The sequence below is a fragment of the Indibacter alkaliphilus LW1 genome, from assembly GCF_000295935.2.
Taxonomy (GTDB): Bacteria; Bacteroidota; Bacteroidia; order Cytophagales; family Cyclobacteriaceae; genus Indibacter; species Indibacter alkaliphilus.
Genome location: NZ_ALWO02000049.1, coordinates 25,420 through 51,453, shown reverse-complemented (window position 1 = coordinate 51,453; position 26,034 = coordinate 25,420). Strand labels below are relative to the sequence as shown.

At 41.0% G+C, this 26,034-nt stretch carries 11 protein-coding genes; 2 read left to right on the top strand and 9 right to left on the bottom strand.

Annotated elements, in window-relative coordinates:
• Positions 1 to 61: 61 nt before the first annotated feature.
• Positions 62 to 2,926, bottom strand: coding sequence for a glycosyl hydrolase 115 family protein (locus A33Q_RS17845; RefSeq protein WP_009035059.1), 2,865 nt, complete (start codon positions 2,924 to 2,926; stop codon positions 62 to 64).
• A gap of 353 nt (positions 2,927 to 3,279) precedes the next feature.
• On the opposite strand from A33Q_RS17845, the gene A33Q_RS17840 reads away from it, so the two are divergent.
• Positions 3,280 to 4,305, top strand: a complete 1,026-nt coding sequence (locus A33Q_RS17840; protein ID WP_009035058.1) for a LacI family DNA-binding transcriptional regulator — start codon at positions 3,280 to 3,282, stop codon at positions 4,303 to 4,305.
• Between the two features lie 61 nt (positions 4,306 to 4,366).
• Here A33Q_RS17840 and A33Q_RS17835 read toward each other — a convergent pair whose 3' ends face one another.
• Together A33Q_RS17835 and A33Q_RS17830 are read right to left on the bottom strand one after the other, a co-directional pair.
• Positions 4,367 to 6,316 carry a RagB/SusD family nutrient uptake outer membrane protein gene (locus A33Q_RS17835; RefSeq protein ID WP_040490656.1) on the bottom strand — a complete coding sequence of 650 codons (1,950 nt, stop codon included), beginning with the start codon at positions 6,314 to 6,316 and terminating at the stop codon, positions 4,367 to 4,369.
• Between the two features lie 4 nt (positions 6,317 to 6,320).
• Positions 6,321 to 9,425, bottom strand: a complete 3,105-nt coding sequence (locus A33Q_RS17830; RefSeq protein ID WP_009035056.1) for a SusC/RagA family TonB-linked outer membrane protein — start codon at positions 9,423 to 9,425, stop codon at positions 6,321 to 6,323.
• 564 nt (positions 9,426 to 9,989) lie between these two features.
• On the opposite strand from A33Q_RS17830, the gene A33Q_RS17825 reads away from it, so the two are divergent.
• Positions 9,990 to 11,909, top strand: coding sequence for a 7TM-DISM domain-containing protein (locus A33Q_RS17825; RefSeq protein WP_009035055.1), 1,920 nt, complete (start codon positions 9,990 to 9,992; stop codon positions 11,907 to 11,909).
• A gap of 81 nt (positions 11,910 to 11,990) precedes the next feature.
• Here A33Q_RS17825 and A33Q_RS17820 read toward each other — a convergent pair whose 3' ends face one another.
• The 6 genes from A33Q_RS17820 to A33Q_RS17795 form a co-directional block, all read right to left on the bottom strand.
• On the bottom strand, positions 11,991 to 14,099 hold the full coding sequence (locus A33Q_RS17820) for an endo-1,4-beta-xylanase (RefSeq protein ID WP_016255507.1): 2,109 nt from the start codon (positions 14,097 to 14,099) through the stop codon (positions 11,991 to 11,993).
• 24 nt (positions 14,100 to 14,123) lie between these two features.
• Positions 14,124 to 15,155 carry a DUF5627 domain-containing protein gene (locus A33Q_RS17815; RefSeq protein WP_040490673.1) on the bottom strand — a complete coding sequence of 344 codons (1,032 nt, stop codon included), beginning with the start codon at positions 15,153 to 15,155 and terminating at the stop codon, positions 14,124 to 14,126.
• A gap of 157 nt (positions 15,156 to 15,312) precedes the next feature.
• On the bottom strand, positions 15,313 to 17,088 hold the full coding sequence (locus tag A33Q_RS17810) for a RagB/SusD family nutrient uptake outer membrane protein (RefSeq protein WP_009035052.1): 1,776 nt from the start codon (positions 17,086 to 17,088) through the stop codon (positions 15,313 to 15,315).
• Between the two features lie 12 nt (positions 17,089 to 17,100).
• Positions 17,101 to 20,130 (bottom strand): SusC/RagA family TonB-linked outer membrane protein, encoded by a 3,030-nt coding sequence (locus A33Q_RS17805; protein WP_009035051.1) that lies wholly within the window; start codon positions 20,128 to 20,130, stop codon positions 17,101 to 17,103.
• 33 nt (positions 20,131 to 20,163) lie between these two features.
• Positions 20,164 to 22,077: a RagB/SusD family nutrient uptake outer membrane protein gene (locus tag A33Q_RS17800; protein ID WP_009035050.1), complete on the bottom strand. Its 1,914-nt coding sequence runs from the start codon at positions 22,075 to 22,077 to the stop codon at positions 20,164 to 20,166.
• 12 nt (positions 22,078 to 22,089) lie between these two features.
• Positions 22,090 to 25,434, bottom strand: coding sequence for a SusC/RagA family TonB-linked outer membrane protein (locus A33Q_RS17795; protein ID WP_009035049.1), 3,345 nt, complete (start codon positions 25,432 to 25,434; stop codon positions 22,090 to 22,092).
• Between the last annotated feature and the right edge of the window lie 600 nt (positions 25,435 to 26,034).

Below are 26,034 nucleotides of genomic sequence, written 5' to 3'. Positions count from 1 at the left end.
AATCTAAAAAAGCAGGACTAATTACTCCATAATCCCAATACTTCTTTGACCCGGAATTATACTATTTAAACTTAAGGCTATATTTACTTTCAGGTGGCCCTAGATAGGATGGCTGAAGATTTCCGAGATCAATCAACAAGCGCTGAATCACTATCCCTGGATTGACCAAATAAATTCTCAACTCGTTTTTCCCTTTTTTGAAATTCAGTTTTTCTCCGGAAACGTTGATACTATTGGCCACCCAATTGTCCCACTGTCTTGGTTTTTCTTCACCATGCATACTGATGAGAATAGGTTCATCCTCACCCAGCCCGATTCCATACTGTATGCCCTGCGGTGTGTTGAGGTAATTTAAAGTTGGGCTGGCCAATACCTTCACTTCATACTCACCTGCTTCTTCTACCCAAACATCATAACTGATATAGCTCCCTTGTGGACTTTCTGCAAGAGTAAAAGATGTTTCCGGTGTTGCCATCACAGCATTGCCGGTCTTACCCAAATCCCCAATGACTTTCCAGCGGACAGGACTCACCTCATATTTGGAGGTAAAATGCTCAGCGTCTATGGCCAATACACCGCGTGAAGCAACAAAACCCTTAAAATCTCCATCTACTCCAAAATTATTGATCACCAACTCAACCACCACTGTTTCTCTACCGCTTTGCAACTCAAAACTCACATTGCTTTTGCCTTTGGGCACATTTGCCCAGTCTACCATTATTGGAATCTCATTTGCTGAAGATATTTCAAGTTTTTCGGCATCAAAGAGCAACCAGTTGTTGGTGTTTTTGATGGTAACCTCTATTGGCTTTTGTCCTCTATTGAAAATTTCCATATAAACCGGATGCGTATCAAAAGGAGATAGCTCCACTGTTTTTAATGTTTTGCTTTCCGGGAAAAACATCTGGCTTTCGGTCAGAGAAACACCCAGCGCACCTTTTTTGGGAACCTTGATGGATTTGGTTTCAGGGATCACATTTTCATCAGGTTGCTGCCAGTAAGTGTATCCGATATGTGTCTGATCCATCATGTGGGGCCACTTCCCCCCTGCCAATTCCTGATTGTAGAAATCAGAAATTTCCTGATCCCTTTCAAAGTATTCCTTTACTTCTTGCGCTTTCTTAGAAGTATTGTTTCTTCCTTGATTGGCATAAAGATGGTTGAGCGCTGTGCTTTCATAAAGTCTATGTAGGTTGGCTGAAGCTATGATTGGGTGCTCGACCAATTGAAAATAGGCATCATGATACTTTGGATCCAGTTCGCTTTTGATTTTATCAGATAAATCTTCCAAAGCTTTCCATTCTGCGGAGACCCTTTTCATCTCACCATAATAATGCACACTGTAAGTGTTATGATCCAAAAGCTCGGGCTTTCTTCTTCCGCTCAGTTTCCCAAATCCTGAAATAAGTTCTCCTATTTGTTTGGCATATTCAGGGCCAAACTGTTTTTCGGACCAAGATTGGGTATAGGCTTGAAGCATTTCAGCTGGAATTTTATCCGGATTCCAGGCAAAATCCAGAAAAAACGAAATCGGGAATTCCATGGGTTTGATATCACCTACGTTGACCACCCACAACTCATCCACTCCATGTCGGTAAGTCCGGTTCATTTGCTCCCAGATTTTGGGAATGGGATTGGTATTGATCCACTTGTAATTCCTTGGTCCTCCTACATAGTCAAAATGATAATACATGCCATAGCCCCCTTTTCTGGGTTCTGCCCCGATTGCCGGTAGTTTTCTGGCATTGCCCCAGTTGTCATCACAAAGCAAAAGCATCACGTCATCAGGAACACGCATTCCTTTATCATAATACTCTTGCACCTCTTTGTACAGAGCCCAAAACTGTGGCGTCTCTGAGGCAGGTTTTCCTGTTACTTCTTCAATTATTCTTCTTTGATCTTCTATGATCTCCTCAAGCAAGGCTATATTATTTTCTTCACTCATTGGCTCATCACCATCACCTCTCATGCCCAATGAAACGGTGGCTTCCATATTACCCTGCCTTTGCATTCCTTCCCTCCAAAACTCCTGAAGGGTTTCCTTATTTGTCTGGTAACTCCAATCGCCATCTCCATATCTAGACCATTCCACATGAGCACGCATCAGCGGCTCATGGTGAGATGTACCGATTACGATTCCGTATTTATCAGCCAATGGCCCATTCTTGGGATCATCATCGTAAAAAGCCCTACCCCACATAGCCGGCCAAAGGTAATTGCCCTTTAGTCGAAGGATCAATTCAAAAACATGCTCATAAAACTGATGGTTAAATCCACCGAACTTTTTTGTCGCCCATCCTGCCAATGCAGGAGCCTCATCATTGATAAAAATACCTCTATATTTCACAGCTGGGCTACCTTTGCTATGCTCACCAGAGACAACGTAAAGTGAAGTCCTCTCTTTCACAGGCACATCAGCCCACCAGTACCATGGAGAGACCCCTATTTGCTCAGACAATTCATAAACCCCAAATATTGTTCCCCGCTTATCACTACCAACTATTATCAGAGCTTCATCAACATCAGGAAATGGATCCTTTATGGTCTGTATCTTGTACTTTTCCCACTTTCCGGAAAGATCTGAGGTTTTAATTTTTCCTTCTCCGACCAACTGATCTATCAAAGGGCTTTTACCTAGCTGCCCAATAATCACCAATGGTTTTCCCTTACTGATTTTTGATTGGATATAAGACTGTTTGCCTGTAACAGCCAATATGTCCTTTGACAAATTGGCTACCGCAATTTTAATTCCTTCATCTTTTCCATCAAATACAAGGTCGGCAGCTGCTTGATCTACCAAAGGAAAGCTTCCCGGAAGCGCATAATCTGAAACCATGTGATGGTCGAAAACCTGGGCAATCGAAGCTGATCGAATTAAAAAAACAAAGAAAATCAGAAAACAAAGAATCTTGGATTTATAAGACATGTATTAGAGCAGGTTTTATGATCAGTGTTTGATCAAAATATGCAATTATAGGTTTGAGCTTTAAACCTAAACATCAAATAATAAAAATACAATCGATTTCAATTATTATTTTTAAAGGCAGGATTACAAAACACTAAACACATGAAATAATTTTATATTTAACAATAATCAGATTATAATAGGATTACAATTTATTTTATAGAATATTATTTTGTTTTTTGTCTTTTACAATCGATTTCAATTATATTGCTTTGAATGATTCAAAAAAAGGAATATTTTTGATTTGAAAGGTTAGGATATGGGGCTTCAGGCAAAATGGTCAGGTTACCCGAAAAACCAATCAATTCAATCCTATGAGTAAGGATATTACCATTTATGATATCGCAAAAGATGCAGGGCTTTCGCCAGCCACCGTTAGCAGAGCACTCAATGACCACCCTACAGTAAGAGAAAAAACCAAATCAAAGATTTTTAAAATAGCTTCAAAGCTCGGGTACCAATCCAATATTTTTGCTGCCAATCTCCGCACCAACAGATCCAACAATATTGGGGTAATTGTTCCCATGTTGGACAGCAAATTTCAGGCATCCGTGATTGCCGGAATGGAAACTGTTGCCAGTGAAGCAGGTTTTAATCTTTTGATCAGCCAATCCCTTAATTCACAGGAAAAAGAATTGGCCAATGTACATACTATGTTCAAAAGCAGAGTTGATGGCTTGTTGGTTTCCCAGACCAGCAATGAGTTTGGCACTCAGCATTTCAAACCATTTTTCAGGAAAAACATACCGGTTATATTTTATGACCGGGTCGGCAATTGTGACAATTGTTTAGGTATAGTCATAGACAATGTCAATGCTGCATATACCGCCACCAAACATCTTTTAGAACAAGGCTACAAGAGAATTTTCCATGTATTGGGAAGTGAGAAAATAGATGTTTACAGGGATAGGCTTAAGGGGTACAAATTAGCTTTAATTGAAAACCATATAGCTTACAATGGGGATTTGGTCATGTTCAGCAAACTTAGTGAAGATGCATGTGAGGACATCATCGAAAAAATGCAGGAATTGGAACAGATGCCCGATGCACTCTTTGTCTCCAATGATGGCTGTGCTGCCAACTGTATTCAGGTTTTAAAATCAAAAGGAATCTGCGTTCCAGATGATATAGCCGTGGTCGGTTTCAACAATGACGGAATCTCTCGACTAGTTGAACCCAACCTCACCACTATTAACTATCCTGGTCAAGAAATGGGTGAAATTGCTATGAAAAGCCTCTTACAACGCCTAGAGGATCCCTCCAGTACCACTTTAAATCAAACCGAAAAAATCAGCCTGCGCTCAGAATTGATTATCCGAGACTCTTCAGTCAAAAAGTGAAAAAACAAAAAATCCCCGAGAAGCAAATCTTCAAGGGGATCTTACTGACTTTCAATCTAGTTTATTGATATCCTGGATTTTGGTAGGTACTCCTATCGCCTTCCATAGCATCCACTTGACTCTGTGGAATTGGTCTAAGATAGTGGTACGGCTGAATGCTTCTGGTAATGGTCTGTGCTGTCCGATCACCATAGCCCATACCGCCTATCTGATAAGTGCCTGCCAGCTCCTCCCATTTTTGAGTTCGGATAAGGTCATACCAACGATACCCTTCACCATAGTATTCCCTGGATCTCTCCGCTAGAATATAATTGACATCAATTTCAGCAGGAGTATTTGCCAACATTTCCGCACTTCTATCCTCAACAAACTCCTCATTCAATTTATTGCTCCACTTCCAAACACCTGCTCTAGCACGCAACACATTGATAAGATCTCTTGCACTTCTAGGCCCCGTAGCTCCTTTTACAGCAGCTTCGGCTGCTACAAAATAGAGTTCAGAGAATTTGGCAATATTAAATGGTCTTGTACTACCCGCATTAGGCTCTCCCAATCCATCACCACTATCCGTCCTATAAGGCCCTAATTTCCATAGTCCTGGATAAACAATTCTATTGATACCCGATGGAGAAATAACAAAATCCGACCTACCTGGGAGAACTCCAGCTCCTACATTAGCCCCTAAACTGGCAGGAGACAAATAATCAATAGCTTCTTCGGGCTCTTCATCCAGAAAAGTAAGAACAGGATCTCCGGCTTGAATCTCCAAACCATTGGCATTGTACACAGGCCCTGAGATTCTCGGAGCTCTGTCTATATTTGCTCTGTATACGGTCGTGAACGTTCCATCATACCTTGAATCGTTTGTTTTATCAGCAAAGGTGTTGGTGATAGCACCAATAGTCGGGCTCATTCTGATCCAAGGCCGGCCAAGAGGCTGTACGGCCTCTCTTCTTACAGTCTCCACACTATTGGTCCATTCAGAAGATGAAGAGCTACTTCTCAGGACGGTATAGTTCCAGGTCATCATCCATCCGGCAAAATTATCCGGAGCATTACCATTACCCCAAGTCAAACTACCTCCGTTATAAAACTCGTTGGTTTCAGTATGATCTGCAAATAGCAACAATTCATTGTTTCTGTCATTGGTGGCCACCTGTACATCATAGAAAGTTTCCTGCAATGCAAATGGTCCTGGGTTTTCAATCCCTTCCAATGCAATATCGTAAGCTCTCTGGAAATACCATGCTGCACTCTGACCGTCCGGATCTATTCTGTCTGTTTCCGGGTAGGTTGGGATATTATTGGGGTTTTCCAACCACCATGCATATGTCAAATAGGCTTTGGCCAAGTACAGCCTTGCTAAAGTTTTGGTTGCCGTCCCTGTTAATCTGCCGACTTCGGGCAAATCCTCAATCGCTTGGATCAAATCCGGGAAAATCGCCTTGGTATACACTTCAGGCACAGTATTCCTTTCGGAAGTTCTTGAAGGATTAATGTTAAACATGAGTTCACCTGCTCCCAGATCAAGTGGAACGCCACCGAAAGTCTGAACTAAAAGGAAATAATCAAAAGCCCTGAAAAACCTGGCTTCTGCAATAAGCGCATCAGAAACTCCGGCTTCAGTACCAAATTCAATAATTCCGCTAGCTGTATTGATATTTGAGAATGCCGCCCCCCAAAGCACATCCGCTCTACTGTTATTGGGATCAATTGGACCCTGGCCACTGAGATCCATGACCAGAAAGTTTTGATCTGCACTTTGAGCATAAGTCACTTCATCTGTACCTGTAAGGGTGGTATTGTAGAAATAGGCCTGCCCAAAAATATATCTCAAATGCGCATACATGGAGGTCAGGCCACCCTGTATCCCTGCTTCAGTTTCAAAAAAGCCAGGCTCAAAAATAGCCCTAGGTTCCTCTTCCAATAAATCTGAACAGGACGAGAAAAACATCAGGCCTGTCAAAATCAGGATTTTCGTTGAGTTTATTATTAAATGTAACTTTTTCATAATCTTAGAATGTCATGTTGATACCCACAAGGAAATTTCTGGTTGCCGGCGAATTCGTACCAATTGTCAGCAGCCTGCTTGGAAAAGCTGTCGTAACAGCTGCATTTTGATCCCCGAATGAATTGGTCTCAGGATCCATTCCTGTTTCTCTGTTGAATGGCGAGAAAAGAACAAATGGGTTTTGTACAGCACCATATATTCTGAATCTATCAACACCGGCTTTTGACATCCAGTTGCTCTTGTTGTCAAAACTATAACCCAATGTCATCGTCCTGATTTTGAGATATGAAGCATCAAAATACCCTAATGTACTACCATATTTTGGATTGTCAGCACTTGCCAATCCTCCTGGAGCAGGATATCTTGCATCAGGATTTTCAGGAGTCCAGTAATCTACCCTGACGTTATTTCTTCTGCCATTGAGCATATTCAGGTAACCGTTTGCTGAATGCAGTGTACTGATCAAAATACCCCCACTTCTAAACGCTCCCACTACCGTGAAATCGAAATTTTTATAGGATACTGTTGAATTGAACCCACCCATAAAGTTTGGCTGAAGATCTAAAATCTGTCTATCAGAAGGTCCAATAGCTCTGGTTGGCACTCCTTCATCATCAAAATCACCTGTGTAAGTAACTTTGATCATTCCTGGGTTTCCTCCTGGCTCCAAAATATTCAAGTGAGGATCTTCTGGCTGCCAAAGTCCCTGATATTCATAATCAAAAACCACGTCAATAGGATGACCTACAAACCACCAGTTGGCTTCGTCTCTGGTTTGTCCAGATGCAAGAGAAATAAGCTCATTTCTGTTGGCATACAAGTTTACACCAGCTTCCCATCTCCAGCCATTCCCTTCATATAACAGGCCGTTCAAGGCCAGCTCAATCCCTTTGTTCTGGGTCTCTCCAATATTGGCAGTATAAGAACTCACCCCTGAAGTAGCTGGAAGATTTACCCCCAAAAGAATATCTTTGGTGTTTGTGATGTAGTATTCCAAGCTACCGGAGATCCTGTTGTTGAACAAACCGAAATCAACACCAACATTATAGGTCTCCGAATATTCCCACCCAAGGTTAGGGTTGGGCAAGGAATTCACAAAGTAACCCATCGCATATACATCATCGCCAAAATTATAAGGCCTTGTACCTAAGCCTCCCAAGGTAGCATAAGGTGAAATGGCCTGATTGGAAGTCTGACCATAGCCCACTCGAAGCTTCAGCATATCCACAGAAGTCACCCCATTCATAAATGATTCTTTACCAATATTCCAGCCTGCTGAAACCGCTGGGTAGGTGTGCCATTTGAATCCCGGAGCCAACCTTGAAGATCCATCAGACCTCAAGGTGGCTGATATCATATATTTATCATCATAAGAATACATAATCCTTCCCATATAAGACAGCAAGCCCCATACTTGGTACTGCTGATCATTGGGATTGATCTGTATTTCCCCATCTGCAAATCCTAAATTATAAAACTGAAACTGGTCAGCTGGTATCTCTCGGGCCCACATTCTGGAGCGGTGAAATTTGTTTTGTTCAGCTGAATACAAACCTGTAAAATTTATAATATGCTTGTCAGCAAAAATTTTATCATAAGTGATCAGGTTTTCTAAAATCCAATGGTAATTATGACTGTTGGCTACTGCAGCTGTAGAGGGAGTTTCCGGATTCGGACTATTGATCCCTGTCCCCATATATTCCCCTTGATTGGATTGCCTATAATCCAGACCTAGATTTGCTCTATATTTCAACCCTTCAATACCAGGTATTTTAAGTTCTGCATAAATTGCATTATAAGTTGCGTAAGACCTGGTCTCATTGAGCCATTGGCCTTCAAGGTCATTCAAAACATCTCTTGTCCCAACCCAAGTCTCATCCAGAGGCATATTTATTGTTCTTCTCCTTGTTCCATCAGGATTAAAAGGTGAAGCAATCGGCGACATGCTCAGGATATTGTAAAGTCCAATTTGAGAACCTTGGGTAGTATTGAAATTATTATTTGTATTAAAACCTATCCTCAAATGATTACCTATTTCCTGATCTACAGTGGCTCTCATGGAAATCCTATCAAACTGTTGCGTAGGGACCACTCCTTCTTCATGATAATAACCAAGACCAAAACTGTAGGAACTTTTCTCACCTCCACCTGAAACATTGAAATCATGACTTGACATGATTCCTGTTTGGTAAAACAAATCCTGCCAATCAGTATCGATGTCATTGGACTCACTGGGGCCGTTGGTAAACATCCCAGCTGCTTCTCTCATTTCTATAAATTCAGAAGCATTCATCATTGGGTATCTGGAAAAAACAGTTTTAGGACCAACAAAACCATTGTAACTAACCCTGGCCTGCTGGCCTTTATAGCCTTTTTTGGTAGTAATCAAAATTACACCATTAGCACCTCTTGAACCATAAATCGCCGTGGCAGAAGCGTCTTTAAGGATATCTATACTTTCTATGTCTTCAGGACTGATATCACTGATAGCTCCTGCAAATGGAATCCCGTTCAGTACAACTAAAGGATCATTGCTTGCGGTAAGCGAACGGTTACCTCTAATCCTGATCTGCATAGTGGCCCCAGGCTGAGAAGAGGTTTGTGAAATATCCACTCCCGGAAGCCTACCTTGGAGGGCCTGAGTAATATTACCTGATGGCACCTCTCTTAGATTGTCCCCTCCAATAGATGCCACAGAGCCTGTAACTGCTTCCTGCCTCATCGTACCATATCCAACTACTACTACTTCTTCAAGAGCGCTGATGTCCGGCTCCATATTTACGGTAATTGTGGATTGATTCCCTATCATTATTTCCTGAGAGGTATACCCAATAAAGGAAATAATAAGAGTAGCTCCAGGCTGTACATTGATGCTAAACTTACCATCAAGATCTGTCACAACCCCATTACTCGTTCCTTTTTCAAGCACAGAAGCACCAGGAAGCCCGAAATCTGTTTCATCCAATACCTCCCCGGTTATTGTTACGCTTTGTGCTTGAACCCAATTGCTAATAAAAAGCAAAAGAACTATTCCGCTAAGGCGGAAAAGCCAATCGCGAGCACCTTTTTTAAGGTTCCAGCGAAATTCATCAGTAAATTTTGAATTCATGTTTAGGTTATTTATGAGAAATGTTATTGAGTTTATTCACCCCAATCAGCTAGGTTCGAAGCATTTGCATACCCCTAGGATTGTGATTTGGATTTAAACCTCTGAAAAATTATTCAAAATTGCAATCGATTTCATTTTTTTTGAAATTTTAAAGGGACAACTGGCTTTTACTACAAATTTTCATAAGCCAATCACTGACAATCAAAAAACTTTCTACAATAGTCTTGAGGATATCACCTTATGTATTAATTTATATTCAATCCATAATTCACTCATAAACAGGGCTATAATAAAATATCAGATTTAAATAAAAAGCCTTTTTTAAATCTCAAGTAAAGTTCATAATCCCTTTAAGGAAACCTTAAAATACTGTAATCGATTTCATTTTATTGCAGTTTTTACTTATATTAAGTGCTAGAAACTAAAAAGTCTATTTAATTTTAACCTTACATTCTGAGAGCTGATGTAGATGAATAAAAGCTCAATTCCATTTTTTTTCTTTTCGGCCAAAAATCTTTGCTATTTTTATTTACTCAAATAAACCTGTTATTAAACCAACATTAAATGAATTGCCTATTGAATCAACTTTACCATAAAATATTTTATCTCCTTTTGATTTTTGGGTTTGCTTTCCCTTCAATTGTCGCTGCCGGCGATGAAAACAGAGATACAATAGTGCTGACAGATGGGATGAATAAAATCCCTGTCATCAACAGAATGGAATTTTTCCTTGATACTGCATCCCAATACACTGTTGAGGAAATATCCAGTGAAGCATTTAAAAGCAAGTTCAAAAGTGTAAATGACGCCCATGTTTTATACGGCCATCTAGAAACTCCTATCTGGCTGAAAATCAATATAAAAAATGAGCTGTCTGACCACGATATTTCATGGTATTTTGAATCTTGGGGATTTGATATCAAAAGTGTCTCATTTTTCTTCCCAAATCCTGATGGCAGCTACTCAGAATCCAAAGCAGGTTTTAACCTTCCTTTTTTTGAAAGAAGGATTAAACATAAAAATTTCAATTACTTTCTTGACCTTAGGCCCTCAGAGGAAAAAACATATTTTCTCCGTGTAACAAGAAATTACAATCAGGAATTTACATTCCTGCTTAGATCCAATGAAGCATTTTTCAACCATGCTTTAAATGAATATTTTCTCTTGGGTATTTATTACGGTGTACTTCTACTCATTTTGATCTTCAATTTTTATTTGTTTTTCAAAATGAAGGACACTTTATATGTCTACTTTATATGCCTTATTCTGGCATGTATTTGGTTTTCGTTAGGTAGAGATGGTTTGGGATTCCAGTACATTTGGCCCAGCCACCCTTGGGTCAATAAATTGAACAATGAATATTTCATTGAGCTGGTGATCATTCTGGCAACACTCCTTTTTTCCAATAGGTTTATCCAGAAATACACCAAAAGCAATAGAATGCTCAAATTAACATACTGGGCAGTCCTATTGAAGTTGGTTTTATTTATCAATCAGGTTTATATATTCGAACTTTATTACATCACCTATCTCACCCTGACCATTATCATTTTGTTGATTCCGTTCAGTGCAGGTTTATTGGCCTTATCCAAAGCTGGCATTTACTCTTGGCCCTATATATTCGCTTATGCATGCCTTTTTCTGGTAATCATTTACTCCTATGCCAAGAGTATACAGATTTTTGACAATGCTGTTCTCAATTGGTATCTGGTTTATCCTGTAATTTTTCTGGAAACAATTCTATTCTCATTTTCAATATTCAATCAGATCAAATTCCTTCAAGCTGAGTTTCTACAGGCCAATAAAGAGAAAACTCTGGCTTTGGAAAAGAACAATCAACTTACCAAGGAGCTTAATAGCAAACTGAAGAAAAAGGTGCGGGCCAGAACGGAAAAGATTGAAAAAATGGCAGAGGCATTGTCCCATAAAAACATAGAACTCCAGACTACCAATGTCAAATTGCAGGAACTCAATGCCCAGGTAACACAACTGAATGCGATACTAGAACAGAACAATGCGCAGCTCAAATCCTCTGTGGAAGAAATCACCAAAAACCTGGCTTTGATGAAAGGATTGGACTTTGAAGGCTTCAAAAAAGTATTTCCAGATAAGGAATCCTGCCTTAGATTTCTTGCCGAACTCAAGTGGAAAAACAAATTCAGCTGTAAAAAATGCCAGTATAATAAGTACAATGAAGACCCAAATTATGGCAGGAGATGTAAAAACTGCAATTATTATGAATCTCCAACCGTGGATACCTTATTTCACAAGCTTAAATTTCCAATTGAAAAAGCATTTTATATGCTCTACCTTTCCAACAGAAAAGATGTGGACCTGACCTTGAATGAATTGTCAGAAATTTTGGAATTAAGAAGAGAGACTTGTTGGGCCTTCAAAAATAAAATTGCCGCTGCAATGGAAAAAGTCCACCACAATAAAGAACTTAATGGTTGGGAAAGTTTGGCCTTGGTTCAGCCTGAATAACTTGGTAATATGAAATAAGAAAACTCCGGAGAATCAAATTATTGGTAATTCTCCGAAGCTTAATCGCTTAACTAACCCTTATCAATCAATAATTCCCTCTGCAAAACCTGCATAGGCCGGTTTTCTGGTCAAAGCAGAATCCCATAAACCTGATCTTCCTCCGTTTCCACTATCTATCGGGTTGGAAATTGTAATTCCTAATTGTTGATCCGCAGGAATATTGTTGAAATACTGCTTTACCACTTCCTTATAAAGCTCATACTGCTCTTGTAAATACTCAGAGTCTTGATGTCCATCATTGAGTCTGATTTCCAAACCTGTAATTTTGATTTTCTTCCCTGTAGAGGCTAGCATGCGGAACATTTCCTGAACAGTTTCCAGATCTGATTCCAGGTCCAATGTCATTTTAGTACCAATTCCATCAATTTGGCCTCCATTTTCTTCAATATACTCCACATAATCCAAGAGTGCCTGACACTTAGCGAGGTTTTGGTCCATTCCACTTTCATTGATAAGCAGCATATCTCCTGGATTTCCATATTCCCTTGCTTTTTGAAAAGCTTTTACCGCATAGTCTTTCCCCAGATAATCCTGCCAATAGAACTCTCCCTCAGCAGGCGGTGTATCCTGAGCGCCCCTAAGCTGACTTGGGTTGGCATCGCTAAGCGGTTCGGATATTACTTCTCTTACAGTCATCAGCTCTTTAGTCTCTGTGACAAATTCGTTGATCCACCTATCCAACTGATTCTCAATAATGGATGATTTTTCAATTTCTGTTTTCTCTACCACAGTAGTAGAACCTCCTGTAAGACTTTCACTGGCCAAAACCACCTCGTCTATGTACACAGTTCCGGCAAACTCTCCGTAACTGATAATAAATCTATTTCTATCTGCGGCAGTAACAGTGGTCGTCAAAGTAACCAATCTCCAGTCTGTTGTGACAAAGACCTGACCGAAACCATTAGATGAAAAATCCGGGCTTTGAAGCTCTGGACGAATGGCTCCTTCTGCATCTCCTTTGACCCAAAAGCTAAGCTGGTAAGTTTCCCCTTCATTCAGCGGTTCGCCCAATTCATAAATTGTCTGAACCTCCCAGAAACCACCCGTAAGAGATGGATTGGTTACATAAAAAGCCCTGCCTGTATTTCCGGCTCCCATGCCGTCTTCGGTGACACCTCTTTCGGAATTATTACCCCAACCTCCCCAGGCAATACCGGATTCAAAGTCGCCATTAGAAATCAGGTTATTGATTAAGGGGTCACCATCTGTGTCATACACATACAGGTTGTTGATATCCAGGAAATAAGTAACTCCTGGATGATAACCCAGCTCCAGCTTGAACTGAAATGTTTCCTCTTCAAAATTACTGACACTGAATTTGACCTCTTTCCAGGAAATGCTTGTAGTAAAGCTTTCAGTTGCAATGCCATCTCCATTATAGTCTATTTCAGGGCTGCTATCTCCCAACCCCTCAAAAGTGAACCGACCTTCCCCTTCTTGATCTGATTTGATATAAGCAATTATTTCATAGGTTTTACCTGGCAATACAGAAATCATGGGAGAGGTAAGCTGTAAATCTTCAGGTGCATTGACACCCGATCCAGCAACCATTTTCACAGCAGGAGTATTACTTCCCATTCCCTCACCCTCTTCTACTTGCACATCTCCGGAAAAAGTCCAGCCTTCCATTGTATGCTCAGCCAAGGATGCTATTTCCAGTTCATTCATAAATGCAGGTGAATTCACAATCAACGGAGAAAGCAGTCCGTTCAGATAAGCTGCATTTTGATTTCTATGCCAGACCAAAGGACTTCCATAAAGGGAGATCCCTTTTTCTTCTATACTTTCAAAAAGGCCGATTGCCTGTGTCAAATTGAGGGATCCGTTATTCTGGACAATCGACCTATGGTCAAGCCCTGAGCTGGGCACAAACTCATTAAAATTCCTATTGATAAGTCTATATCTAATACCCTGAGCGGTATAATCAGTTGCAGGCAAGGAAACCCCAAGCCTGAAATCGGGGCCACGGTTTTCTTCCACATAAGCTATCAGGTCATCGTAACTGTTGATTTCTTCCTGCCGTTCCACACTGATAGGTTTTTCAACCTCATATTCCAATGCATTGAAATCAGTACAAGAGGAAAATCCCAACATGCACAGAATTCCAAGTCTTAATATTTTATTTTGCATATCTTCCAAAGATTTGAATAAAAACTATTTTAAAACTGGGTTGAAAGTCTCGAAGCCTACTCCCCTATTTCTCATGACAAGTGTGTCTACAGTACTTACTGTCATTTTGGGCATATCGATTTCATATTGTAGGTAAAGGGCATCCCTATCTTGGTTACCCCAGCTCTTTTTCTCTCCTTTTTTGACAAATGATCCTCCACCGATCGCATTGACACCGTCTGTTGCAGAAGAGACTGTACAATTCCCCTGATTGTCAAAAGTGAGGAGAAGTGTCACTTCCACATCCATTCCCTCAGGATCTTGGAAAGTCAACGGAAATTCGGCCGCATCCAAAGCTTGGGTATGGATTTCATTCAGTTCATCTCTCTCTACAAATTCTTCCCGCCTAACTACCTCATCACTCAACTCCTCATAACCTGGTTTTCCTGTGATGACGTCCACACCTCTTCTAAGATAGATTCCATGGTATTCGTTGATGTATTTGATGGCGTAAAGTACGAAGTCCTTCGGTGTTACATCCCAATCACCGATCACATGCGGATTTGGATTGGCCATCGGGGATCTCCCCACCAGTACCGAATCAGCATTTTCCACGGAAGTTATTCTTAAGGGCACTACATAGGTGTTTTTTATGGCATTTGGATCATTGAAAAAAGCACCTGTAAGTTCTATTTCCACTCCTCCTATGATTTCACCTCTGGGAATTGAGATACTGTTGGCACTCATCTGAAAATACTCAGAGGGCAATGTCATGACCTCGTCCCCACCTTCAGAAAATAATAGTCCTTCAGCTAGAGTCGGGTCAATTTCAATTTCCAATCTAATATCCTGCTGATTGGTATAAACCCCTCCTGTAGTAGCCATTATCTGAAATTTCCACTCATTGTCTAAAGTTGTATCCACAATATCGTCCCCCAATGTGAGGGTTCTAACTGGATACTGATGGGCAAAATAGACAGTCTGGTAATCAAAATCCGGGAACTGCCATTCATCATTGACACAGGAAAATATCCCCATAGTCAAGAGTATCATTAGTATTGTTATTGATTTTTTCATGAGTTTATTATTTTCATTTATCGACCTCATAGCCTGCCCCGATTCATCTGAGGAATCTCGCCTGGTTGTGGCCACTCCTTGGATGACGTTTTTCATGCTAGATTTCATCTTTCAATTGTTGATTCATTTGGATTAACACAAACGACAAATTCAATTTTTACCACCCTGTATTTTGACGTAAAGCATTATACTTCAATAGCTCGCTCAAAGGAACCGGACCATATTTCATATGGCTTCCGAAAACACGGTTTTGAACATTGATATGCTCAAAGGAACCGTTCTCAATCCTCATTCCTCTCGCTGTTTCTGTCAGGTCTTCATCCCACCTTCTCAAATCCCAGAACCTAAAACCTTCAAAACAAAGCTCCAGTCTTCTTTCATTTCTGATCAATTGTCGCATAGCATCCTGATCACCTTTGATAGATTCCAGATACGCGTCCCCGTTATCCAGACCGATACCGGCCCTTTGCCGGATAGCTCTGATAACATCATAGGCAGAGAAGCCAAATGAACCTGTCCCAGAGGGTCCCCACGCTTCATTGGCAGCCTCTGCATAGATAAGATATATTTCTGTATAGCGAATTCTTGGATGCACATGCAATTGCCCATTCATGGAAACAGGATTTAAGTTGACATCCTGCCTAAGCAGCTTTCGCATATAATATCCAGTCCTGGTAGAAACCTCTACCCGATTGATCCCATCATTGGTCCCCCCATCTGCTGCAGTATTGATTACCTGGCTATTTGGGCCAGCAGTACTGCCGTTATAGACTATAAAATGATGTAGTCTTGGATCTCTGTTCGCATATGGATTTGTGGGATCATAATCACTGGAAGGATGGCCTATTGGAAACCCGTTTATTGATGGAAAAGCATCTACAAGGTTTTGTGTTGGGTTCAATAATCCGTTTCCAAATTGAGTTGGTGGAAAATGAGACTCTTCAAGATTGGTCGAAGGACCACCAAGTGAGTTTCTCCACAGAATCTCTGCTGTATTGACTCCACCACCAAGGTTATTGATTTCAGATACGTTTGTATACCAAGTAAGCCCGGTAGGTGCCAATCCTGATACGCCACCGTTTTTCTCTAACAGCTCACCTGCAAAATTGGCCACATCTTCATAGGAGGTGCTTGTCCCCTGACTAAATGCAGGACTGGCCGCCAATAATGCTGCCTGAGCACGGATTGCCATGGCAATTCTTCCACTCAACAATTGTCTTGCATCCTCACCAAACACTCTGTTGTAGTCATTTCTGCTGGCACCCATGGCTTTGTACCTGTCGGGCATCATATCTTCACTTGGGATATTTTCATAATCTAGTGGCAATAATTCTAAAGCATTCTCCACATCCAGGTAAAGTTGCTGCATACATTCTTCAAATGTATTTCTGGGACGGTTGAATTCCGACTTAAGATCCAAAGGCTCATCCAAAATCTGAACTCCCAATAGTTCCCCATCTGCCAATCCACCATGGGACTGCAACAAGTGAAACATAAACAAAGCTCTCAAACCATAGGCTTCGCCTTTGATCCTATCCGCAAACATTCTGTCAACTAGATCATTATCTACCGTAAATGACACTGAGTCGGCAGTTTCGATCATGATATTGAGGTATTGAATGGCTGCTTTTGAATTGGTCCATTGGTTCAATGGATCATTATCCGCAGCCCACTGACCACTGGCTACATTGAAATAGGCATTGTTTTCATTATTGCTCACTGCATCATCAGTAGCCATATCATTGAAACTCCAACCATTTCTGGGTATCCTGGCATAGCCATTGATGATAAGGCCTTGGGCAAATCTAGGCTCATTGTAACTGCTTTCCAGGTCACGAATATTCTGAATGGCAGGTTCAAACAAATCATCACACGCTGTATTCAGCATGAGTAAGATTGCCAAAACGCCAAGTATATTTTTTGTATTCTTCATTTTTGTGTGGATTTAAAACTGAGCTGCTAAACCTAAATTGAAAAACCGGGTCTGTGGAGCTGTACCAATATTCATTTCAAGGATCTTGCGGTTTGGTCCCAAAGTGAGCAGATTAGCTCCATTTACATACACATCCATACCTTTGATGAACTCCCCTCCAAAAATCCTATCGGTAGGTATTTTATAATTGATCTGAACTCTTGCCAAATCAAACCTGTCAGTACTGTAAAGCCAGAAGTCAGAATTTCTGAAGTTATTAGCTCCATTGAGTGTAGTCAATCTAGGAAAGGTAGCCTGATCAGCATTTTCTTCTGTCCATCTTCCTCTTACTACTTCTGAGTATTTAGACTCTCCAGAGATCCAGAAATAGGAACTGTTTCTCATAGCATAGGCTCCTGTACGGGCTATACCCAAAGCAAAAAATGTAAAATTCTTCCATTGGGCGGTCACATTAAGACCCAAGGTCAGTGGAGCTCCAAACCAGCCCCCTCTTCCTAGAAAAACTTCATCCTGAGGTGAAATAACACCATCATTGTTTTGGTCTACATAACGGATATCTCCTGGAACTACCTCTCCAAAAATCTGATTTGGGGCAGCATTGATTTCCTCCTGGTTTTGGAAGAATCCCATATTTTGAAGCCCCCAGATTCCATCTATTGGCCTTCCTGTTCTACTTTGATAGGAATCCAGCCAGTTTTCTCCTCTTTCCAAGGCCTGAGTTGTATAATAAGTACCCACCAGTCCCAAGTTCAAATTCACTTCGCCAAGTTTTTGGTTTGTGTTTACATTGAAGTCAAAACCCATTCTTTGATCAGCGTTGAAATTCTCAAAAGGAATAAAGGAAGATGCCGGCCAACCTGTAGTGAAGTAGCTTGGGTATACGTCACCCCTTTGGACCAACAACCCAGTCATCCTGCTGATGAAGAAAGAGCCGTTAAACATCAATTTGTTTTTGAACAAGGAAGCATCTACCCCAAAATTTACTTCTTCCCTTTTTGGAAAGGTCATATTTGGGTTTGCCCCTCTTCTGGAAATGGTAGAAAGGTTATTCAAACCATCTTTCCAGGTATAAAACACTGTTCCATCTCCCTGCTGCGTATAAACCTGCTCATACAGATAATAATCATGTATATCCAAATCAGTATGCAAAACACCACCTGAAACAGAGAACAACAAGTTGTCAATCACGGAGGAACCTTTCATAAATGCTTCTTCACTGACTCTCCATCCAAGTGACATGGTCGGAGAAAATGCAGTTCTGTTATTTTCAGGAAGCCTGGCAGAATGAATCATAGCATTGTTCATCTCTACCAGATATTTGTTTTTGTAGTTGTACCCCACATGAAGCCCAAGGTTCGCATTGCTGATCCTATGGTATAAAGCAGATGTACCAGTTTGGAACCCTCCACCGATCAACATGGCCGATATTTGATGATCTTCCTTGATCACAGTGCTGTAGTTCAGCTGTGCGGACATGGCCATGGTTTGTTGGAACATACTGCCACTAATGTTTTGAGTTCGTGTACTGGCATCCTGCCCAAATCTGGTAAGTCCACCAATCAGGTCCTGTCCTGCGTAATTGTTCCATGATGGCTCAAAAACTGCATAGTTGTTATTAAAGGAAAGGTTGTAAGAGGTTGAATAATCCAAGCCAAATCTGTAATTGAAAGTCAGTCCGGGAAGAACACTTTTCAAGTCAGCGTTTACTCCTGTATTGAACTGGTATTGCCTACTGGTAAATTGGCTTGAACCACCTGCATAGATTCCGGCAATCGGGTTGGTTTGCTCCAATTGATTTCCTCCCAACAAATACTGCCCTCCTATAAGGTGACTGCTATTATCTACAAAATTCCAGGAGTTTTGGTCATCCTGTTCCAACATGCTAATGGGAACCAATGGAGAGAACCTATGCGGTCTGATATTGGCCGCTCCTTCCCAAAAATTCGCATTGACTCCCCTACCATTATAGAAAACAACTGCCGCATCAGCAAAACCGGTGATGTTTTTGGTCAGATTCATATCCACGTTTCCTCGAATATTGAAACGTTCATTTCTGTTGTTCACAGCCTGACCAAAATCCAATAAGGATCCTTCAGACATAAAACCCAAATTGGTGTAGTATCTGGCCCTGTCATTACCACCTGAAATCTCCAATGCCGCATCATGTCTACTGTAAGCTTCCTGCAGATATTCAGGAGAATAAAAATCTATACTCGGGTACCTGTAAGGGTTGGTTCCCGCTCCATGATGATAGATTTCTTCCTGAGAAAATAAAGGCTGCAAGCCATCATTTGCTCTTGCTTCGTTGAACAAGGTCATGTATTCTGCAGAACCAAGGTATTGAGGAATGCCTCTGGGAGTATGGATACCTGTATTACTTCGAAAATTAATCTGCTGCTTGCCTGCCGCTCCTCTTTTTGTGGTGATCATTACCACCCCTTTGGCAGCTCTACTTCCATATAACGCTACGGCTGAAACTCCTTTTAGAAAGGAGATTTGCTCCACTTCAAGTGCTGTAACACTCCCCGGGTCTCTTGGGACACCATCTACCAAAAGCAGATATCCATCATTCCCCCAAATATTACCGTGAAAACCAGGAACAAAACCAGCCATATTATCCAATGGAAAAGAGAAATAGTTTTTCTCAATCAAGTCAGGAACATTGATAAAATTGATCCCTCCTATTAGACTTCCAGAGTCAGTTCTCCTGTAGGCTGTATTGACTTGTCTTGACTCCCACTCGCTGAACAGAATGATTTCTCCTACTTGAGCACTTGCTCTCAATACCTTAGTCTCATACCCTTCCATTCCCACGATCAAAAGGGAATTGGGTAAAACCTCAATTTGGAACTCACCATTTTCATTGGTCATGGAGAGTATTTCTTCCTCATCGTTCATAATAGCTGCCCCTGGTAAGGGCAATCCGCTCTGCGTATTGACGGATCCATTGATCCTTATGGGTTGCTCGTTTTGTGCCAGAACTATCCCTAATCCTGTGTACAGAAAAGCTAACCACAACAATATGATATATCTATATTTCATCTTTGTTTCTTTTTTGTTTGACCAGTAAGGCTTTTACCACCCTGGATTTTGTCTGAATTCAGGATATAGGGTTACATCTGAGACCTTCAATGGCAACCAGTAATGACGCTCGGCCAGTGGTCTTTCGATCAATACCTCTTCCCGTATATTGAGAACCCTCAGCTCAGAAGGATCACCGCCCAACTCAAAATCAGGAGCTCGGTTGAACTCCAATGAAGTTTTGAGGTTATAAGGTCTTTCGATCAACAAAAGCCATCTTCTCAAATCATTGAACCTGTGTCCTTCAAATGCCAGTTCGACAGCCCTTTCCCTGCGTAATTCATGTAAAAAATCATCCACAGATGCAGTGAATTTTGAAAGGACATTTGGCATACCTGCTCTTTCTCTGATTACATTGACTGCATCTACAGCGGTTTTGTCAAAATTGCTGGACTTGCCTGTCACAGCATTGTGTCCCATCAGGGCTGCCTCAGCATACATCAGGTAAACATCAGCCAAGCGCAGGTAAGGAACATTCAAATGCAAAGCCGCGCCAAATGCAAAAGCATTGTCATAGGTGTTGGCTTCAAGCGGTACCAACTTTCTGTTTAGAAAGCCCGTTGGACTTCCGGAAACCTCTCCTCTATAACTGCCTCCTGTGTACAGGTTTGCGTGTCGATTATCTTCTTGGTTTGGTGGCATAGAACCTTGTACTACCTGCATCCCATCAAAAACAATACTTTTATAAAATCTAGGATCTCTGTCCTTAAAAGGAAATTGAGGATCATACCCTGACTCTGCATCAGCTTGCTGTATTTGTTCAGGAAGTGGATGACCATTGGCCATGCCAAAATTCTGATTCACATAATTGGCAGTAGGAACAAATTTGGTAGCATCTCCATCAACAATCACTGAAGGAAAAAACTGCTTTGTAATCCCCCAATTGGACTGGTCACCAGACCAATACAAAGATCTGAAAATCCCCTCAGTACCTCCTGAGAGTGCCCAGTTTTGCCCCATGGTATAAAAATTATTATGCCAACGGTCAAAAGGCATAAGGGCATATTGTGTCTGACCACTTTCTACCAAGTCAAGCAATTCCCCAAAAGCCTCCGCAGCTCTCTGGCAAAAATCCGCATTGTATGTTCTACTTCCTGTTGATTCCAGATTCATTAATGGACTTCCTGCGTAGAGCAGGTTTTTTCCCAAATAAGCAAGTGCCATAATCTTATTCGCTCTCAACTCATTCCTACCTAGTGTCCTTCTTCCGGCCACAGTATGATCCCAATCGATGGGTAATAAATCAGCTGCTCTTCTCAGATCCTGTGCTGCTCTTTCAGCACTTTCATGGTAATTTAACCTAGCTTCTCTCAAAGGTTCATCACCAGGCAAAACTGAATCTATATAAGGCAAACCTCCCACATATTGAATCATCATAAAATGAAACCATCCTCTGAAAAATAGCAATTGACCTTCTATCAATTCTCTTTCTTCCTGGGTGGCATCGGTCATTCTATGAAGGTTTTCCAAACCCAAATTAGCCTTTCTGATTCCGTACCAAGCCAGTGGCCACAGACCTTTGTCATGAGGGTTATCACCAGTATGTGTCATCCATTTGTCAAGCCAACTGGAACGGCCACCATGACCACTATGCTCTGCTTGCCAGGCCCAGAAATTCCCCCTGTCAAACATAAAGGTTACGTGGAAATTACCGGCAGCTGATACCATTTCATCTTCACCCCAGTTCCAGGAACTGGTCCAATAGGTCGTTGTGAAATTGGGTATACACTGGTAAAGCTCTTCGGTAAAGCCTTGGAAATTTTCAAAATTCAGAAATGCTATCTCTTCTGAAATCACGGATTCAGGAGTTCGCTCCAGGTAATCCTCACACGAAGTGGCCAGAATCATTACTGCCAGCAGTAAGACCACTTTAGTTTTTTCAATTATTGATTTATGTAGCGTATTCATTGTTAATCCGATTTAAAATGTCATTGTCAGTCCCAAGTTCACCCTTCTTACCATAGGGTAAGCTCCTTCCCATGCCTCACCTACACCGAAGTTGGATTCTCTGTCATCAGGCATCAAGCTCCAGACAAAAAGGTTATTCCCATTAAGAAACACCCTCAAGCCATTCAATCCGAGTTTACTAGCCCTCAAAGGATTTAATGTATAAGCCAATTCTGCATTTTTGATTCTTAAATATGAACCATCATAGAGATACCTAGCTCCATAGTAATAGGAAACCGGTGTTAGCCAGACTGGAAGCGGCGTCTCTGCATTAGGATTGTCCGCAGACCAGTAAGTCCCTTCATCATAGACCAAATTCCGCTGTCCATCAAGATTGGTAAATGGCACATTTCTCGTTACGTTATTGACCGCATAGAGCTGAACAAAAAATGAAAGCCCTTTCCACTCCATTCCTATATTGGCATTATAGGTATTCTGAGGAACATTGGAAAAGCCAAATGGAGCAGCATCAAATGCATCGATTATCCCATCTCCGTTGAAATCAAGAATATGATATCCTCCTGGCAGTTTGCCCGCATTGTTGGTATTGTGAGGAGTACTTCCGTACACTTCATCCCAAGTATTGTAGAACCCATGGTCAATATGGGATCTGTGTTGTCCTAACTGGAAACCTGCCTGCTTTTGGTAATCGACCAAAAACTCAGGATCGTCTCGGTTGATTACAATATCCAATGCTCTTGTGACAGCAACATCAGCCCAAATCCTGATACCGTTGCTGAGTATTCTATTGAATCCCAACTCTATTTCGTAACCAGTGGTAGTTACTCTTCCCAAGTTTGCCGCAGGTGCATTGGCTCCGTAATAGCTTGGAATAGACCTGTCACCGGCCATAAGGATATCAACCCTATCATCCCGGAAAAGATCAAAGCTACCATCGATTAGCCCATTGAATAAACTGAACTCTGTTTTGAAATTGTATTTATAAACAGTCTCCCAACGCACATTTGGATTACCGATCACCTGCTCTCTGTACCAAGTGTAAGGACTCAGATCATCTCTCCAACCAATAGTGGCCATTCTGGAATTTCCATTAAATGCCCACTGATTCATGTAAAGAAACCGGCTCCCAATATTATCATCCCCGACCTGACCATAAGAAGCCGTGACCTTTAGGAAATCGATTGTGGAATTGTTTTTTAAAAAACCTTCCTCTGATATTACCCATCCAATACCTCCTGAAGAGAAGAATGCAAACCTGTAATCGATTCCGAATTTTTCAGAGCCATTGTAAGCTCCGTTGTATTCTGCCAAATACTTGTTTTTGTAGTTATAGGTAGTTCTGAAAACCCAGTCCTCACGGTAACTTGGAATCACACTGCCTATAGCATCTTCCTGTCTACTGAATAGCCCCATCAGGTTGACATTATGGTCTGAACCAAAGGTTTTAGTGTAATTCAATTGCAATTGAGAAAACAACCTTCTCTGTGGTCCATTAAATTGATCTGAGGCAATATTTCCACCTTGCGTCGTCCATGCAATTGGTTGGAAGAAATCAAAGTTACTGTTGTCAAAATTGTTTTTGTAATTGATCCTGCCAGTCACTGGGTCTATCCACATCTGCTCCGTATCATTGAAAAGGTCATTTACCCCTCTTCCGACTTCAATAAAGGTATTGTCAACAGCCATGGTACCCCGGAATGTCAACCCTTTGGCTATCATTTTCAGGTCTTGTTCCAAAACAAGGTTGGTAGAAAGGCTGGTGGTTGTGATATTTTCAACACCCCCGATTGCCAACACCCTTGCAGAGTTGATAGCACCATAATCATCCAATGGGTAATATCCCCAAAGTCCGTTTGAATATCTTGGGACAAAGGCATCAGGTGGATTTCTGTATGCCGCCCTCCAAAAGTTGGCATCGTCTCCTCCTTGCCAAGGGGTCTTTCTTACTCCATAAATACCTCCCAAATTAACTTTCAACTGAGTAGTAGGAGTAAGTTGGAAGTCCAGGTTGTTTCTAAAGTTGAGTCTATTGAAATTATAACCCGGCTGATAACCTCTGTCATTGTCTATTTGATTGAACAAATCACCCTCATGCTGAAAATCAAATGCAGCAAAATACTTGGTGAGCTTGGTCCCTCCACTGATAGCCACATTCGCATTATAGGCCATAGCATGGTCCTTAAATAGATAATTTTGCCAATCAATATTCGGGTATCTTTCCGCTTCCTCCAGGTTCGCTGGGTACCTGTATTTTTCTCTGATTCCCTGCGGAATAATCTGGGACCAGGCTTGAGGGCTTGAAGTCAATTCTCTTTCTATAGCTCTGTTTCTGATACCAATTGCATCATAAGCGTCCATTTTACCTGGAAGTTTGGATGGTGCTTTGACGGTAGCATTTACACGGGCTACAATTTCCGCCCTTCCTTCTTTACCTCTTTTCGTGGTTACTATGATTACTCCGTTGGCACCTCTGGAACCGAATACCGCAGTAGCTGAGGCATCTTTCAACACAGAAATCGATTCTACAGATCCAATATCCATTTGATTAAAAAACTCGGGTCGTTCAACACCATCGACAAGAATTAGCGGTGAGTTACCATTCCAACTGTTCTGACCTCGAATAAAAATCTGGGGAGTTTCATCTCCAGGCATTCCCGAACTTTGGGTAGTAATCAGGCCAGGGAGGTTACCGGTTAATGCCGCTCCAAGATTGGACACACCACCAGTACGCTGCAATACAGCGCTATTTGTCTGGCTGACAGCTCCAATCAATGTCTCTTTTCTTTGCTCACCGTATCCAATGATGACAACCTCTTCCAGAGAAGTATCACTGTTTACCAATGAAATGTTATATACTGTTCTGCCAGCCTGAACAGGTATTTCCTGAGTTTTATATCCTATAAAACTAAAAATCAATACCTCCCCCGGTTCAGCATCTATGGAAAACTCACCATCTATTCCTGTTGCTATGCCTCTGGAAGTTCCTTTGATCAGCACGGTTACACCAGGAATGGGTTCTCCATCGCTATCGTCTACAACAACTCCTCTTATTTCCTGAAATTCCGAAATACTTTGAGCTGATTCTTTAGTCGTAGATTTACCAAATCTTATATTTTCGGATTTTTTAGGCTTCTTTTCAGCTTCTTCTCTTGCCGTATTTTCCTTCTCTTTTTTAGACCTGGATACGGAATCTTTCAATTCTGTTTCTCTCGGATGAAAAGAGACAGAAGCAGTGGAATCCTCAATGGTTTCCGAATATGCTTGAGAGTGGTTTCCCCATGAAATCAGAAAAACCAATAAAAAGCAACCTGCCCTGTTCATCCGAAAGAAAAATTGCCTTGGTACAATTCTTTTCATAAATATTTACTTAGGTTATTGTTAGGTTTGATTTGTGTTTGACATTTTTCACAACCTTAAAAGCGGAATGCTTCAGGTTAATTTTGGGGATTAACTTGTATTGAAATAGGTATTCATAATTGTAATAATATGGTTGTCATTAAAGTATAATTCAGTTGAATATTCCCCTTTGAAAAACTCAAGAAATGGGTGGTGCCAAAATGAAGTAGGGCATTTAGTAAAAGAATAAAAGTCAGGAGTCCGTGAATTCCCACCAAAAAAAATGAACCGGCAGAAGTTAGATTTTTTCCCAGAGCAGTACTTAAGTAGCTGCCTATATATGATAATGAACTTAAATTTATCGGTACTCATTTTATTTTGGGTATTACTGTAACTGACTTGATCAAATATAAATAGGTGTTTTATAAAAATTCAATTGACCAAAAATATACTAACCACTGATTATCAATCTATTACAGTCTTTCGTTGCGGATATAAAAAGCTAAAATTTCTATCAAACTGCCATCATTTACATGGCATGAGCTATTTTTATTAAATGTCATATTTACACTAATTTCGCTTAAGTGAAAAACTTGATTTTCAATGACTTAAAAATATTTT

Coding starts and splice junctions, on each gene's coding strand:
- A33Q_RS17795 (WP_009035049.1), bottom strand. CDS start 25,434: ATGAAAAGAATTGTACCAAGGCAATTTTTCTTTCGGATGAACAGGGCA.
- A33Q_RS17800 (WP_009035050.1), bottom strand. CDS start 22,077: ATGAATACGCTACATAAATCAATAATTGAAAAAACTAAAGTGGTCTTA.
- A33Q_RS17815 (WP_040490673.1), bottom strand. CDS start 15,155: ATGAAAAAATCAATAACAATACTAATGATACTCTTGACTATGGGGATA.
- A33Q_RS17840 (WP_009035058.1), top strand. CDS start 3,280: ATGAGTAAGGATATTACCATTTATGATATCGCAAAAGATGCAGGGCTT.
- A33Q_RS17845 (WP_009035059.1), bottom strand. CDS start 2,926: ATGTCTTATAAATCCAAGATTCTTTGTTTTCTGATTTTCTTTGTTTTT.
- A33Q_RS17830 (WP_009035056.1), bottom strand. CDS start 9,425: ATGAATTCAAAATTTACTGATGAATTTCGCTGGAACCTTAAAAAAGGT.
- A33Q_RS17820 (WP_016255507.1), bottom strand. CDS start 14,099: ATGCAAAATAAAATATTAAGACTTGGAATTCTGTGCATGTTGGGATTT.
- A33Q_RS17810 (WP_009035052.1), bottom strand. CDS start 17,088: ATGAAGAATACAAAAAATATACTTGGCGTTTTGGCAATCTTACTCATG.
- A33Q_RS17805 (WP_009035051.1), bottom strand. CDS start 20,130: ATGAAATATAGATATATCATATTGTTGTGGTTAGCTTTTCTGTACACA.
- A33Q_RS17835 (WP_040490656.1), bottom strand. CDS start 6,316: ATGAAAAAGTTACATTTAATAATAAACTCAACGAAAATCCTGATTTTG.
- A33Q_RS17825 (WP_009035055.1), top strand. CDS start 9,990: ATGAATTGCCTATTGAATCAACTTTACCATAAAATATTTTATCTCCTT.